This window comes from Sphingobacterium sp. xlx-130, assembly GCF_011007405.1.
GTDB lineage: Bacteria > Bacteroidota > Bacteroidia > Sphingobacteriales > Sphingobacteriaceae > Sphingobacterium > Sphingobacterium luzhongxinii.
The window spans coordinates 168,773-185,055 of sequence record NZ_WFKN01000003.1 but is presented as its reverse complement, the minus strand read 5'-3'; the positions used below and the strand labels follow the sequence as shown (position 1 = coordinate 185,055).

General features: G+C 38.2%; 12 protein-coding genes. 7 read left to right on the top strand and 5 right to left on the bottom strand.

The window, feature by feature from the left end; translation table 11 throughout:
* The first annotated feature begins 120 nt into the window (after window positions 1-120).
* Window positions 121-768: an MgtC/SapB family protein gene (locus G7B18_RS04025; RefSeq protein ID WP_164108274.1), complete on the top strand. Its 648-nt coding sequence runs from the start codon at window positions 121-123 to the stop codon at window positions 766-768.
* A gap of 62 nt (window positions 769-830) precedes the next feature.
* Here G7B18_RS04025 and G7B18_RS04020 read toward each other — a convergent pair whose 3' ends face one another.
* Window positions 831-3,383: a TonB-dependent receptor gene (locus G7B18_RS04020; protein WP_164122108.1), complete on the bottom strand. Its 2,553-nt coding sequence runs from the start codon at window positions 3,381-3,383 to the stop codon at window positions 831-833.
* 412 nt (window positions 3,384-3,795) lie between these two features.
* Between G7B18_RS04020 and G7B18_RS04015 the strand changes: the two genes are divergently transcribed.
* Window positions 3,796-6,927: a carboxypeptidase regulatory-like domain-containing protein gene (locus G7B18_RS04015; RefSeq protein ID WP_164122107.1), complete on the top strand. Its 3,132-nt coding sequence runs from the start codon at window positions 3,796-3,798 to the stop codon at window positions 6,925-6,927.
* Between the two features lie 72 nt (window positions 6,928-6,999).
* Here G7B18_RS04015 and G7B18_RS04010 read toward each other — a convergent pair whose 3' ends face one another.
* On the bottom strand, window positions 7,000-7,704 hold the full coding sequence (locus G7B18_RS04010) for a TIGR00730 family Rossman fold protein (protein ID WP_164108277.1): 705 nt from the start codon (window positions 7,702-7,704) through the stop codon (window positions 7,000-7,002).
* Between the two features lie 122 nt (window positions 7,705-7,826).
* Here G7B18_RS04010 and recR point away from each other — a divergent pair, with 122 nt between their 5' ends.
* A complete protein-coding gene (gene recR, locus G7B18_RS04005; RefSeq protein WP_164108278.1) occupies window positions 7,827-8,441 on the top strand; it encodes a recombination mediator RecR in 615 nt (204 codons plus the stop codon).
* Here the strand turns inward: recR and G7B18_RS04000 are convergent.
* From G7B18_RS04000 to G7B18_RS03990, 3 genes are read right to left on the bottom strand one after another with little or no spacing between them, the layout of a single operon-like run.
* Entirely contained in the window at window positions 8,438-9,661 is a 1,224-nt protein-coding gene (locus tag G7B18_RS04000; protein ID WP_164108279.1) for an MDR family MFS transporter, read from the bottom strand. The two genes, recR and G7B18_RS04000, sit on opposite strands and share 4 nt — an antisense overlap.
* Window positions 9,662-9,672: 11 nt before the next feature.
* Entirely contained in the window at window positions 9,673-10,638 is a 966-nt protein-coding gene (locus tag G7B18_RS03995) for a bifunctional metallophosphatase/5'-nucleotidase (protein WP_164122106.1), read from the bottom strand.
* Window positions 10,613-11,365: a 5'-nucleotidase C-terminal domain-containing protein gene (locus G7B18_RS03990; protein ID WP_240452765.1), complete on the bottom strand. Its 753-nt coding sequence runs from the start codon at window positions 11,363-11,365 to the stop codon at window positions 10,613-10,615. Before G7B18_RS03990 ends, G7B18_RS03995 begins: the two co-directional genes overlap by 26 nt.
* A 255-nt stretch (window positions 11,366-11,620) precedes the next feature.
* On the opposite strand from G7B18_RS03990, the gene G7B18_RS03985 reads away from it, so the two are divergent.
* From G7B18_RS03985 to G7B18_RS03970, 4 genes are all read left to right on the top strand, one after another.
* Window positions 11,621-12,313 (top strand): hypothetical protein, encoded by a 693-nt coding sequence (locus tag G7B18_RS03985; protein WP_240452764.1) that lies wholly within the window; start codon window positions 11,621-11,623, stop codon window positions 12,311-12,313.
* A 26-nt stretch (window positions 12,314-12,339) separates the two neighbouring features.
* On the top strand, window positions 12,340-14,328 hold the full coding sequence (locus tag G7B18_RS03980) for a hypothetical protein (RefSeq protein ID WP_164108281.1): 1,989 nt from the start codon (window positions 12,340-12,342) through the stop codon (window positions 14,326-14,328).
* The gene (locus G7B18_RS03975; protein ID WP_164122105.1) at window positions 14,328-15,650 is read left to right on the top strand and encodes a hypothetical protein; all 1,323 of its coding nucleotides are present in this window, start codon (window positions 14,328-14,330) and stop codon (window positions 15,648-15,650) included. Before G7B18_RS03980 ends, G7B18_RS03975 begins: the two co-directional genes overlap by 1 nt.
* Window positions 15,651-15,754: 104 nt before the next feature.
* Window positions 15,755-16,225: a GyrI-like domain-containing protein gene (locus tag G7B18_RS03970; protein ID WP_164108283.1), complete on the top strand. Its 471-nt coding sequence runs from the start codon at window positions 15,755-15,757 to the stop codon at window positions 16,223-16,225.
* Window positions 16,226-16,283: the final 58 nt, after the last annotated feature.

The window sequence follows — 16,283 nt, the reverse complement described above, 5'->3', positions numbered from 1 at the left end:
AGTAGGTTAAACTGCAATAATCTTCTTGCTTTTTTATGGGTTTATAGATAACTTTCCCAAGGATTGCACGTTGCGTATGCAGTTAATTTTATACTATAATAGATTTACCTTAATAACGATATGATTGATGATTTAATTTCGAACGAAAACTTTCAAACAATTTTAGTTTCTCTTCTTTGTGGCTCTGTGGTAGGGATGGAACGTGAATATCGGAATAAATCGGCAGGCTTTCGTACGGTGATTTTGATTTGCCTCGGTGCAACAATCTTTACGATGGGATCTCGCTTAGGTAATCTCTCGGATGATAGAATTGCGGCCAATATTGTAACCGGCATAGGTTTTTTAGGTGCGGGGGTTATATATCAGGGCAAATTTTCTGTTCAAGGACTTACTACAGCAGCGGTAATATGGACCATGGCTGCTGTGGGCATGCTCGTTGGATTTGGTCAGTTTACGTTAGCTATTGGGCTTGCGATACTCATGGTCGTTGTGTTGTCGTTATTCCAAAAGATGGAAACATTCTTATCGAATGTTTATTTTTCAAAGACGATTTACGTAACCTTTATCGATAATAAAATGGGAAGATTGCATGAGTTTGAAACCTTTTTAAGGGATACTAGTATCGCATTTCTACGGAAAGGTATTGAAAAAAAAGGAGAAAAGTTGACCGTAATGTATGAGATATCGAGTCGAAAGAAGCGTGTACGGATGATGAATGAACAGATAATTTCCTTAGATTATGTAGACTCATTTAGTAATTTTTCTTAAAAAAAAGAGGAGACTTTATAAAGCCCCCTCTTTATTCTTCTTATGTTATTCTGGCAAAAGGATTAGAATGACATTTTCACTGATCCGTTCCAAGTACGACCCCATCCCATTAATACGAAATTGGATGTGTCAATACCTTTCCAATAAGTAGCATCTGGTTTTGATTCTACATTTGAAGTAGCATCTGTAATATACAAGCTGTTAAACAGGTTGTTTACGTTTGCTCTTATACTCAGTGTGTTTTTGTGGCTTAATTGAAGCTTGTACGATATACCAGCATCCACCAATTCGTAGTTTGGTAAATGAAGTGTGCTCCCTACTTTAGGTAAGCTACCGTATAGCCTTTCATAACGTCTATAATCAGCGTCAAAAGACAATCCCATTGGTAAAGAATATTTTGCTCCTGCACCAAATGAAGTCTGTGCGGCATCACCCACGTGTACATCAGTCAAGTCACGATATGTTGTGGCAAGTTCAACACGAGCTTCGTTGCGCACGATAGTCGTTGCGTTTCCGTCATATTTCCAATCACCTAATGAACCAAAACCTTTTAATCGGAAGCCTTTGAAAGGACGAACTACAAAGTCCAGTTCCAAACCTTGGTGTACTTGTTTAACCCCGTAGTTAGAGAAGTACAAATAATCATTTTCAGCAAGAATTGCAGGGTCATTTGCAGGGTTGTATTTTTTTACGTCATTGGCTGTAGCACGTGAAGAGCTGCCCGTAACACGGTTGTCCCAAGTTGTACGATAAGCATTAAGGTTGAGGTCAAAGTACTCTGAAGAAAATTTGTAACCGAGTTCTAAACCGATGATTTCTTCATTCTCCGCATTGGTGTTTATATCATTTCTATAATTCATAAAAATGTTATTTTGATACGGTTGTCTAGAGTAGATACCTGCATTACCGAATAGGGTGTGTTGGTCTAACGTGTAACTTAATCCCCCTTTGGCATTATACCCGAAATTGTTTACATTTTCAGATCTACCTTCTCCTATTTTGTACAAGTAATAGTCTTCACGGATATTCTGTTGTTGTGAAGCGGATCCTTGGAAGAAAGCTGTAAATCCGTCTTTTGCAAATTCAAGTTGTCCAAAGACTCCTCCATAACGTATCATTTGATCGTAGTCCCAAGCAAGACGGTCTTCTACATTTTTAGGGCGATCACCCCAAGTTTTCCAAGGATTTGTCGCATAGGTGTTGCTGATGTTAGTGATTCCAGGTAAATTAACATTTCCTTGGTGACCTATGCTGTTAGCTCCAAGTAAGTCAGTTGCTTGTTTGTAATGTTCACCTTTGTAATCACGTAAGTCAAAACCAATATTGAAATTCCAGTAGTCATTCAATTTACGGTTATAATTAGAAACGATACCAAACCACTGATGGTTGTTAACGTCTGCAACTAATAAAGGCGCTGAAAAAGTTTTATCCGCTTTTTGGTAAGACTGACCACCACCTCTAGCCATAGAAGCATACACTACTGTAGATAAAGACGCTTTGTCTGATATTTGCCAATCCCAGTTAAGATTAGCAACTGGTTTATGGTAGAAATTCTTACGTGGATTCATTTCTACACCGTTGATTATAGTTGTGTTGTCGTTGTATCTACGTCCATTTTTTAGGAAATTGCTTAATCTCGATGTATAACCTTGGTTATGCCATTGTGGTGCACCAGTTACCATTAAGTTCAAGTTGTGCTTTTCGTTTACTTTGTATCCGACGGATAAAAAGTAGTTTTGACCAGCTCCTTCGGTTCTGTCCATATAACCATCTCCACGCCAGTCTGTAATCATTGCTGATACAGCAAATCCACTCTTTAGCAAACCTGTATTGTAAGCTAAGGTCGATTTACGGTACATGTCATTACCAATAGTGCGACTAAAGCCTCCCCCTACTTTTTTATCTGTTGATTTGGTAACAAAGTTTGTTGTACCACCTACAGAAGATATCGCAAGTTTGGAAGATCCTAATCCACGTTGAATCTGTACTAAAGAAGCAATGTCAGCTAGACCATTCCAGTTTGACCAATAAACGCGACCATTGTCCATACCATTGATGGGTTGTCCATTTAATAGGAAAGCGGTGTTGGATTGATCAAAACCACGGGTAGTCATAGACGATTCACCAAAACCACGCGCCTGACTCGTAATGTAAATAGATGGAGTATTTGCTAATACAGCAGTAATATCCTGTGCACCTACCTTTTCTTCAATTTCTTCTTGACGGATAGTAGATACAGCGATTGGCGTTTGTCTGCCTTCAGCGATATCAATTACCCCTTTTCCGACAATAACGATTTCATCCAGAGACTGATCTGCAGTAGGAACTAAAATTATCGTTCCGATAGTACTTTTTTCCGAAAATGTAAGTGACTGTGTTGCATGACCAATGTATTTGATTTCTAATTGTCCATTGTTGTGTTCTGTTTTTAGGATGAAATTACCATTGGCATCCGAAGATGTCCCGATTTTACTTCCAGAAACCAAAATTGTTGCTCCGGCGATGGGATGTTTCCCGTCCGTGATTTTACCAGTGATTACTTGTTGGGCTAAAGCAATATTACCAGTAAGCATGCATGCTAAGGCAGCATACAAGAGAGTGGATTTTTTTTGCATTATTAGATTAACTTATAAATATGGTTGCAAAGATAACTTTTTAGTTAATAATAAGTATGTATATAAGAGTGAAATAAGTGATTATTTGTATGTTTTATTCTATTCGGTCAATTTGTTATTTAGGGTAAAATTTTGTTGTTACTTGAGGTTTTAATTTATTAGAGTTTATTGATATAATTTTTAAAATGTTAATTTTTGTTAAAATGATAATTTAATCTTCAAAAAAATTGTAATTTTTTAATAAGAGTTGGTTATTTCTGTTATGTTTTGAAATATAGCTAATTTTTGTTGCGTGATGTTTATGGTTTTACTTGTTAGTTGTTGGTTTACTGAAGATTAAGTTTATGTTAAGTGTGTCTTTTTGCTAATACTCTTGTTAATTTTGTCGCCGATATAACTATCTAAATTTAATATGAAAAAATCTTTACTTTTTTTCGCTTTGGTTTTGGCCAGCTATGGTACCATCCAAGCCCAAGTTACAACCAGCAGTATGACAGGGGTTGTTACCGAAGCCGCTGGTCAAGCTACGGTTGGTGCGACAATCAAAGCTACCCACTTGCCATCGGGTACCGCTTACTCTGGTTCAGCCAATTCCACAGGACGTTTTAACCTTGCAAATATGCGGGTTGGCGGACCTTACCGTGTTGAAGTGACCTATGTAGGCCAAAATCCTATAGTTTATGAGGATGTTTATCTACAATTAGGACAAGCCTTCGTATTGAATCCTATCTTCGGTGATGAAGCCAAAGCTTTGGAAGAAGTTACTGTGACGGGAGTAAAAGGCAGCAGAACTCTAAAAACAGGAGCTTCAACTGTTATTGGTAAAAAGCAGTTGGAAGAAATGCCGACTTTAAGCCGCAGCCTTCAGGATTTCACCAGGTTGACACCTCAAGCCAATGGAAACTCATTTGGCGGTGCTAATAATCGGTTCAATAACATAACAATAGACGGAGCTGTAAATAATGATGTTTTTGGTCTAGCAAGTTCAGGTACGCCTGGAGGACAGGCAAGCACACAACCTATCTCCTTGGATGCCATTCAAGAAATTCAAGTTGTACTTGCTCCCTATGATGTTACTTTTGGTAATTTTACTGGTGGAGGTGTGAATGCAGTAACACGTTCGGGTACTAATCAGGTTGAAGGTTCGGCTTATGTTTTCTTCAGAAATCAAAATACGATCGGAAAGAATGTTCTTACAAATAAGAAATCAGACAAATTTTCAGACAACCAATATGGTTTTAGAGTAGGTGGACCTATTGTAAAGGATAAATTGTTTTTCTTCCTAAATGGAGAAATGGGAAGAAGATCGTCACCGTTATCGTACAATGCTGGTGAACCTGGAGCTGCTATTGATTTAGCAACAGCCGAAGCTATTGCCAAATATACATTAGATAAGTATGGTTATGATGTGGGGGCAGTGGGACCACAGGATGTTAATACTCAAAATAATAAAATATTTACGAAATTAGATTGGAATATTAACGAAAAACATTCCTTAGCGGTAAGGTATAATTATATTGATGCTTTCGATGACAACATCAGTCGGACTGGAACGTTCTTCCGTTTTGGAAATAATGCATACAAGTTTTCGAACAAGCAACATGTAGCTGTGGCTGAATTGAGGAGTAATTTTAACAACAGATTTTCTAATAATTTGATTATAGGATATTCCTCTATTAAAGATTCCAGAGATATTGCAGGCGGATTGTTCCCTCAAATCACAATAGGAAATATTGGTGGTGTCTCTTCAAATTCAGTTGAGTTCGGTTCACAGAGAAGTTCTGTTGCAAACGAATTAGATCAAACTATATTTGAATTTACTAATAATTTTAAATGGTATGTTGGTAAACATACGTTTACTTTTGGGACACACAATGAATTCTTCAATTTTAGGAACTTATTTATTAATAATCTAAACGGAAGATGGGATTTTAATAGTGTTCAAGACTATCTAGATAATAAGCCAAATCGTGTTCGAGCAACATATTCTTTAATTCCAGGCAACGATAGACCTTCTGCTGAGTTTAATGCTGCTCAGTTAGGGTTTTACGTACAGGGAGAATCCGAAGTAATAGATAATTTAAAACTTACCTATGGTCTTCGTATCGATGTTCCTGTAATTAGTGATAAGCCTTTAAGAAATGAAAAGATTGAAGCATCTTTTCCTGGATATAGAACTGATAATACGCCTAGCGGAAAATTGTTATGGGCTCCTCGTCTAGGTTTTAACTATGATGTTCAAGGTGATCGTTCAATTATTGTACGAGGTGGTGCAGGAATATTTACGGGACGAGTACCATTTGTATGGCTTTCAAACCAATTCTCTAATAGTGGTATGTTGTTTGGTACGGTGGATGCTAGAACTACTGGTATTAATGGTGGGAATGGATTTGATCCTAATATCGAAAACCAAAAAAATATGGGAGCAGGGTCTACTCGAGCAGAGGTCAATTTAGTAAATGAAGATTTTAAAATCCCACAGGTTGCTAGATTTAATTTAGCAGGTGATTTTAGATTGCCCTACGGAATTGAAGCAACCTTAGAAGGGATTTATTCTAAAACTCTTAATAATATAGTCTATTCAGATATTAATATTTCTGGTTCTAAAGCAGCTATAGATCCAGCTTTGACTGGAGGAGCAGACACTCGACCTTCTTATGCTGGACAACGTGTTAATTCAGGTGCTTTTACAAATGTTATATTGATGGACAATACGAATAAGGGATATACATACAGTTTAACAGCTCAATTAAAGAAGCGATTTAATAACGGTATTAATGCTATGGTTGCTTATACAAATGGAGGTGCAAAATCTGTCAATGATGGAGCAAGTAGTACTGCGTTATCGAATTGGGAGTATGTGCAGATTGTGAATAACCCGAATGATCCAGCTTTAACAGTTTCAAACTATAACCTCAAGCATAGGGTAATTGGTTCATTAGGATATGGGGTTTCTTACGGTAAAAATAAATTATATTCAACTTCTGTCAATTTGTTTTATGCTGGAACTTCAGGTTCTCCTTTCACCTATTTGTATAACGGTGACTTAAATGGAGATGGTGCATTCAGTAATGATTTACTGTATGTTCCAAATACGATGGGTGAAATTAAATTGATAGACTTAAAAGATAGAAGCGGGAAAGTTATTGCTACACCTCAGCAACAATGGGAGGCTTTAAATGCTTACATTGAAGGAGATGATTATTTGAAGTCTAAGCGTGGACAATATGTTGAAAGGAACGGATCTTCACTTCCTTGGCAACATCAATTTGATTTACGGATTACCCAAGATCTAGGTGTATTGGTTTCTGGTAGTAAAAATAGATTGCAGCTTACTTTTGATATCTTTAATGTTGGGAATCTATTGAATAAAGATTGGGGAAGAAGTTATTTTGTGGGTAATCAAGCGTTGACGTTGGTTAGTTATAATAATAATAATGGAGGGTATACGTTTAGTGCACCTAAGGACAATCTGCCATATAACGTTTCTGACTTAAGCTCCAGATGGCAAGGCCAATTTGGTATTCGTTATATTTTCAACTAAGAAGTAGTTAACCAAATAAAAAGGAATCCCCTTCGAATTTCGAAGGGGATTCCTTTTTCCGAACCAAAGCTATTAAAAATTTGGCTTTAACAGATACTTGTCATAGAAACGCAAGATATGCTCTACAGCTTCTTCTGCCGAATCTACCAAACGGTAAAGTTTCAAATCTTCCGAAGAAATGTAACTGTTGGTTAGCATTGTTTTTTCGACCCATTCCAATAAGCCACCCCAATAATCCGAGCCTACTAAGATAATCGGAAAGCGAGCGATTTTTCCAGTTTGAATCAATGTGATCGCTTCAAAGAGTTCATCCATCGTTCCAAATCCTCCCGGCATTACGATGTATCCTTGTGAGTATTTCATGAACATCACTTTACGGACAAAGAAATAGTTAAACTCCATAATCTTGTCCCTATCGATGTATTTGTTGTGAAACTGTTCGAAAGGCAATTCAATATTTAGACCTACAGATTTACCGCCAGCAAGGTAAGCCCCTTTATTGGCCGCTTCCATAATACCAGGACCTCCTCCTGAAATCACGCCGTATCCTTTCTCGGCCAGTAGTTTTGCAATTTCTACCGCCATCTCGTAATATTGATGATTTTCGGGCGTACGTGCAGATCCAAATATGGATACACATGGTCCTATTTTTGCCAGTTTTTCAAAACCGTCTACAAACTCCGACATGATCTTAAAAATCTGCCACGAGTCCTTAACTTTTATTTCTTGCCATGTCTTATTGGCGAATGAATTTCTAATTCTAGTTTCTCCTGTCATATATACCTAAATATCTTGAACAATATGCCACAATATAGCGAAACGTCGAGGAGTATGCAACACCAGAATTGAAAAGAGTTTGTTAATGCTGTAAATAGAAAATTACTTTTTATTTTTGCGGAATGAACTTCTCATCCAAATTATTGCAGAATGCCGTCGAAGAGTTTGGTCGTTTACCAGGAATTGGTAATAAGACCGCTTTACGTCTGGTTTTACATCTATTGAAGCAATCCAATCAGGAGGTAAGCCGTTTTACGCAAGCAATAGATCAGCTCAAAGAGAAGATTCGGTACTGTCAGGTATGTTATAACATATCGGATGAGCCGACCTGCGAAATCTGTCAATCTGTAAAGCGGGACAAAAGCATAATATGTGTGGTCGAAGATACGCGGGATGTGATGGCTATTGAAAATACAAATCAGTATCAAGGAGTATACCATGTTCTAGGAGGGCTTATTTCACCGATGGATGGTGTAGGGCCTTCCGATTTAAAGATAGAGGGCCTTCTGGAACGCTTGCGCAAGGACGAGGTGAAAGAGGTGATATTGGCACTGAGTGCCACGATGGAAGGTGATACCACTATATTTTATCTTTATCGCAAGCTACGTGAATTTGATGTGCAGGTGAGTACGATTGCTCGAGGTATTGCATTCGGGGGCGAGCTGGAGTATGTAGATGAAATTACTTTGGGACGATCCATTCTGACAAGAGTCCCTTATGAACGTAATGTCGGTTAGCCTTCCTTCATCTTGGATATTATCCAATAAAACGCTATACTGACGATTAGTAAAACAGTTCCCGTGGTGGTCCACAATACCTGATAGCCCCAATGCTCAGCGATATAGGTGCCCAAATAAGGTGAGAAAACATTAGCCGCAGCGAATGCCAATGAATTGAATCCCATATATGCTCCCTGATTGTTTGTATCCGCACGTTTTATCGCGATAGTCGCTGTAAAAGGCAATGTTAGCATTTCTCCGGTCGAGAGAACAAGCATTGCTAGAAAAAGCCACACCATTCCAAAATCCAGGTTAAGCATATAATAAGATATAGCTGATATGGCTGTGCCGACCAACATAATCTGTCTTACCGTCATTCGGTGTTCAATAAGGTGGATTAAAACCATTTCAAACAAGACAATAACAAAGCCACTAAATCCTAACAATAAGCCGATCTGACTGGCATCCAATTGGTATACATCCCGATAAAACAGCGGTAGTGTAGTGATTAATTGGAAAAAAGCCATAGAGAAGAGAAAACAAAAGAGATTGAATGCGATAAAGAGCCCATCCCGATAGGCGTTTTTTTCAGGAATAGTTTGTAACGTTGTCTTTTTTGTCTCTTTCATCTCTGTAGGCTGCTTTGTTGTAGCCTTTTTATTTCTGAAGAAATAAATAAAGACAATGACGGCAATACTAGCAGCTATGGCATTGCCATAGAAAATCCAGTTGTATGAAAATGTTGCTAGGAATCCACCAAGCGCTGGGCCTATAGAGAATCCTAGGTTTACAGCCATTCTATTGAGTGAATAAGCTCTTGTGATATTTTCGGGTTTAGCATAACGAGCGACCGATACCGAGTTTGCAGGTCTAAAGGTATCTGCTACCAAAGTCAGTACAAATATCATGATCGTTAAACTCTCGAAAGAGCGAAATAAAGGCAGGACGAGGAATAAAGGGATGACCAAAATTAGGCTCCAGGTTTGTACTTTAAAGTTGCCTAATCTATCCGTGAGCCAACCGCCAAGCCAAGAGCCCGCCACCGACCCCAAGCCAAAGCAGCCCAATACCAACCCGATCTGTGTTTTCGAAAAACCAAGCTCGGATGACATATAGATTCCCAAAAAGGGAATGACCATTGAACCGGTACGGTTGATCAACATAACCAGTGCCAACAGCCAAGCTGCAGGAGATAATCCTTTGTACGAATTTATATAGAGGCGTATTAGTGTTTTCAATAGCCTTGAAATTATGCGGTTACCTGTTCTAACGTGTTGTCTATCGCGTAGTTATTACTCAATAGAACTTGTTTTTGTTTCGTTTTTGGATTAAATATAAAGTCGATCCGTCCGAAGCTAGCTCCACCAAAACCCACCTGGTTTACCAATGTTATTTTTCCATCCAGATTCTTCACTTCTGTAGGTTTTTCCAAAAAAGTATGTGTATGTCCACCTATGATCAGATCTATATCTCTGCTATTAGTGGCCAGTTTCAGATCAGAGATCGTATCTTCTTTGTAGGAATACCCCATATGCGACAGGCAGATGATCATATCGCATTTTAATTCATTTTTTAATTTAGGAACCAGGCGGTTGGTTACGTCCATGGGGTCGAGGTATTTCATGCCTTTATAACCATTTGGATCTACCAATCCCTCGACATTGACACCGAGAGCAAACACGCCTATTTTGACACCATCCCTTTTAAAGACCAAATATTCTTTCGTCTTTCCAGCTAATACCGTTTCTGAAAAATCATAGTTGGAAGTTATAAAAGGGAAGTTCGCTTTGTCAAAGTGCTTGAGAATACCCGCTATACCGTTATCAAATTCATGATTGCCGAATGTTCCTGCATCATATTTTAATTTAGACATAAGCTCAAGCTCTACCTGTCCATCAAATAAATTGAAATAAGGGGTACCTTGAAACATATCACCCGCGTCAAATAACAATACATTTTTCTCCTCTTTCCTAATCTTTTCAATTAGGGTGCTACGTCTGGCCACACCGCCCAAACCTTGCATTCTTGAACCATCCATAGGAAAGGGTTCTATACGACTGTGTACATCGTTACTATGTAAGATGGTTATCTTGACCTCTTTGTTGCTGGATGAATTACGGGCAAAACTATCGAATGGAGCAAAAGATGCAAGAAGCCCCAATGTAGCTGCTTTTTTAAGAAATAACCGTCTATTTAATGATTGAAATTCTTCCATCTAACTCCGTGTTTATGTTTTTGCCTTCTTTAGTTAATCCTTGTACGTATTCTATTAATCCTTCTCTTACCCGAAGACTGCTGTCGGTCCGTTTTATTGGATGGGTAATACCTTCTATATAATCACCACCATTTGCCAGATAATCGTAAGTGACCAATTTATAAGAACGGTTTGGGTCTATTTCCTTGCCATCGATTCGTATTTCTACGGCTTTATCTTCCTTAATTTTTACGGTAAATCCCGCAATGGGTTGTCCACCGGTTTTGGCAATAAAGTCGGCTATAACAGCTATATCTTTGGCTGATAATTCAAGTATAGTGACCGTATTTTCAAAAGGCATCAATTCAAACATAGCGCCTATCGTGACATCACCTTGTTTGATCTCAGATCTAATGCCCCCCTTCGTGGCTAGAGAGAGTTGTACTTCTGGGTCTATTTTTTTACCCATAGCCAGTAGTGCATCGGCAAAGAAGTTGCCCGCTAGACTTTCTGCATCAGACCGGCTCTTGTTTAAATGATGTGTCGAATAGCCTATCGTTCTATTCATCTCTTGATCCATTTGTTGCTTAAAAGGAGTGTAGTAACGAACAATAGTACTGTCTTCCGGTAGGGATGAGTTGATGGCATATGTAGTCGGCTCGCTGAGTTTCGGAATGTAGGTAGTTCTACAACCGGCTAATGTCCATGCAATAACTATAGCTAAAGATAGTGTCTTAAAAGTACGCATAGCATAAAATATATTATGCGAAGCTAAGAAGAATGGCTTTAGTAACAAATTAACTTATTGTAATTTTTTGATTCTAGATATCGATGCATATGACCTTAAGACAGGTTTAAAGAGGAAAGTATCCCTGAAAACAGTGAATATTGTACTTTTTTTGTATTAAAATACGATTTGGAATAGCTTTTGTACTTATGCCTTCATTATTTTTTGAAGGTACTTGTTACCTTTACAGCGAATATGAATTTAAGAAATTAAGATATGACCAACACCAAAATAATAAGACGTAAGCTGTTTGTTTTCTTTCTGTTTTTTAGTACTGTTTTTAGTTTAACCAGCTGTTTTGATGTAGTCGAAGAGATTTACCTCAAATCGAATGGGGCAGGAGACATTAAAGCGACATTCAATTTAAGCAAGAGTAAGACCAAAGCTGCCTCTTTAATGAAATTGGATAAAGTTGACGGCATGAAAGTACCTTCTAAGACCGAAATACAAAATGAAATGAATGACGTGGTGAAGATTTTGAGACAGACACCCGGTATCTCGAATGTTAAACACAGTTTAGATTTTAATAATTTTATCGGTACGTTGTCCTGTGATTTTACCAATGTGGCGGTTTTGAATAGCTTTACAAAGACGCTTTCTACACATTTTAAAACTAAAATATCCAGTTACTCCAGTTATTCCTACGATCCGAAGACAAAGGTATTTGCCCGCAGTTATACGTATAGTGCGGAAGCAAAGAATGGATTGGCAAAGTTAAAAGCAGAAAACCAAAAATCATTTTCAGACGCTTATTTTACCAGTATTTATAGATTTCAAGATAATGTGATCAAACAAGACAATAAAGCCGGGAGAATCGCCGACAATAAAAAAGCCGTTATGATGAAAATCGGGGTTTTAGACCTGGTAAATGGAAACGTCGGTCTATCCAATAAAATAACATTAAAATAAACGCTTAACAACTTTATAATTAATATATGTATTTACACAAATTTGCCGCGCTGATTTTCGGCTTGTCCATTACAGTGTCTCTGAGCGCTCAGGATCTGATTCGAAAAGTGCCCCACGATGCTACTGTGGTTGTTACCTTCAATAACAAAGCCGTATTAGATCATTTAAATATTGCTGATGTCAATCTTACGTTGACACGTCTAGGTTTCTTTGATAAGATTAGTGGTAACGATATGCTTAAAGCGTCAAAAATTGAAGACTTGGGCATCGATTTCAAGTCTAAAGCCTATGCGTACGTACGTGGAACCGATAGTATTCAATATATAGGAGCATTAATCCCGCTTGCTAATCGGAGTCAGTTTGAAGCGATTATACCAAAACATAAAAAAGTAGAAATAGTAAACGCTCTTCCTACAATTTATTCCACAGATAGATCTATGCGTTTAAGCTGGGATGACAATACTGTCTATGTTTTGGGCGGTTTGGCTATGGATTATTACTTTCGTAAAGAAGAAATTATCAATCGTTACGGTTTGATTTCAACAGGTTATGAGGCTTATGAAGCCGAGTATGCTGAAGAAGCATTAGTCGATTCGGCTGCAACCACTTGGGATGCTTATGATTTCGATTCAGCTGCGGTAGACTCAGCAGTTGCTGCGGTGGAGGTGGGAGAAGAGGAAGAAGAATTGCTTGTCCCAGTTGGTCCTCCGATGTTGGCAGATGCGGCAATAGATACTCTGGAAGAGGATGAGTATGGCATTGTCGATTCTATTTTGGAACAAGAAGAATATTCCGATGATTATTATTCTGTATATGATAGTATCAATAGACATAATGATTCGATTAAGAACGTACTTGTAAAGCAGTGGGTAAATGCGGAGATGGAACTGGTCTTGGCCGGACATTACAAATCTTTTGACGCGAAGCGTTTACCAAAATTAGATGCAAATACTATTGCGCATATCCATGCAAAAGATGTATTCTCCTACTATAAGTACCTTTATCCAGAAGAGGCGATTAGTGAGTTTTTTGGAGTCAAACCTAAATTTGACTATGGTATAGAAGGAATGGATGGCAGTATCGTCGTACAAGGCAATAAATTAAAGTTTATTGGTTCGGCTACACTGGATAAAGACATGGCATCTTACTATAAAGCAATTTACAATAAGAAGCTAAACCCTAAGTTTTATCCATTCCTGGAAAAAGATGCTTTGGGTTTCTTTTCCTTCAACCTGAATACAGAAGCCTACATTCAGAATATCCCTAAGATTATGGAGAAGTACTACGGTTCTTTCATGCCAAGGTATTCTAATTTTATCAGTTTAGGAGCTACTTTATTTGACGTTGTATTAGATCAAAAGGCGATTGGGAAAGTTTTCAAAGGCGATAACCTTTTTGTGTTGAATGGCGTCACTAAGGTAGACGTTACCTACACGGATTATGAGTATGATGAAGATTATAATTATACCGAAGTAGAGAAGACTAAGACGGAGACTATACCTCAGTTTCTGTGGATGTTCTCCTCGGATGATACCCGTATCTTTGAAAAATTAATACAGATTGGTGTACAAGAAAATGAATTGCTTGATCACGATGGTGTTTACGAAGTCAAGGAAAAAAACAATTCGGGTATTACGGTGTATTTCTTGATTAAACAAGGGATAGTTTTTATCGGTAATGATAAGGATAAAATGGAAGCGATAAACTCCAATCGTGTAACGAGTAAAGGGCACGCTCCATATGTAGCTATGGCCAAAAAGAACAGCTTAAGCTTATTGTTCAATACCAAACGTATTCCTGTTTTATTGGACGATTTAGATATTCCTGTTGAAAGATCTATCGAAGAGACTGTTTCTGATTTGCAGCAGTATGGAGACTTCTATATGACTTCTCCTGGAATAAAAGGCAATAGACTTATGGGAGAGATTGGTGTTGAATTCCCGAATAAAAAAGGAAATGCATTGGCATTTTTATTCGATGTTCTGGATCGCTGGTCGTTGAAACTTAAAGAATAATGAAGTTATTAAAAAAACTCATACTTATACTAGTGGGGCTTATCGCATTAATTGCGATAAGCCTTTATCTATTTTTGAAGGTACGTGAACAGCATTCAAAACAAGCGCTCGTACATTCGGAAAGCGAGTATGTGATGCGTGTTTCGGTGGATAAGATTTTATCGGATATAGCTCGGAATGCCATTAAGAATCCAGGGTACTATTTGACTAAAGATACCACAAGCAGTACGGTTCCTGATCGCATAAAGAGCTCCGATCTAGGTCTGCATATACCAGCAAGCATTTATCTTTTTACGTTTAAGGACAAGGAGGGGACATGGTATACCCTATTGGAGGTTGACGATCATCAGAAGTTGCAGACATTCCTTCGCCAACGCGTTGTTGGAGATTCCATACAGATCGAACAGGAGGGGAGCAACTGGTGGGTCAGTAGCAATGATGATAGGATGTCGTTTTATGGGGATTCAAAGCAGGTGTTGGTCGCGCTAAGCCTAGAAAAGACGGGTAAAAAGCAAGAAATTATGGAGCTTTGGAACCAAAGAATAGATCACATGCTACCTATTTCCACTGCTGAAGACTTTAATTTAGAAAACAGCGCTGTAGATATACAATGGCAACAGCGTGGTGTTTCGACATCAGGGATAATGTCATTTAACCAAGGAATGATTGCATTAGAGCTTTCACTGGCGAATAGTGTTCTTCGACTGCCGAGCGAAGCCCAAGTGCGGGCATTGCCAACATCAAATGTGTTAAATGTCTATTGTCAGGCAGATTTAAGCCCCCTGTTAATGAAGTATAAGGATAATCTGAAACGCTACAATATACCTGTTGATACGCTAATGCGTTATTATGGCGGTTACCTAGATTTACAATGGCGTAGCGAGGATGTTGTACAGATGGATAGTGTCATTGCTTATGATTATGACGATAACTTTAATCGCATCGAAAAGAAGGAGCTTCGTGAGGAATCGGTGCCCAACCTGTTATTCACGTTCAAGGCATCACCTCATTTAAAATCTTATCTACCGGAAAGACTATTTTATAAGTTTTATAAAACGATGGATGGCGATCAGATTGGATTAAGTACCGATGCAGAGGCAAAGAATAATTACCCTTATCACCGTACAAATGATGCGCTTCACATTTCTTATCAGCATAATGATGCTGTACAAAGGTATCTAGGATGGGTTCCTCAGCTGGATAACATAAAGCAGATCTTAATAAGTGGACGAGGAGAGGGGGTGTCTAGTAGTTTTGCTGGGCAGGTCTTGCTGAAAGAAAGTAAGATACACGCCCTCTATCAGTTGCTTAAAGATAAATAGGGATGGTGCATCCACTTAGGGCTCCTGACATATAGTTGTCATTCGGTCATTCTATATTTGTTATCAAGCAAAAGAGCAAATAAGAAGTAATTAATAGATACAAAATGATCAATCAGACTATTCAAAAGATTCACATAGTTGGAATCTCTACCAGAACAATCAATACCAATGGACAATCCGCGATAGATATTGAATCTCTATGGCAAAAATTCTGGAAAGAAGAAATTCAGAATCAAATTCCGAATAAAGTAAGTGAGGAGATTTATGCCGTTTATACTGATTATGAAACGGATTTCACAGGAGAATACACCACCGTTATAGGTTTGCCTGTACACTCGTTGGGTGAAATTCCTGAAGGCATGATTGGAATAACCATAGAAGCTGCAACGTACCATAAGATCGTTTCCAAAGGAAAAATGCCTGAAGCCATTGGAAATACCTGGTTAGCAATATGGTCGGATCAGGAGCTAGATTCTAGACGAGCTTACACAGCGGACTTTACAGTACACGGTCGTAAGTACTACGATGGAGATAATGCCGAAGTAGAAACTTATCTTTCCGTAAAAGAGCAATAGGTGTTTACAGTTAAATACAAAATCCGAGTCTCCATAGTCGGATTTTGTGTTTTTTTTT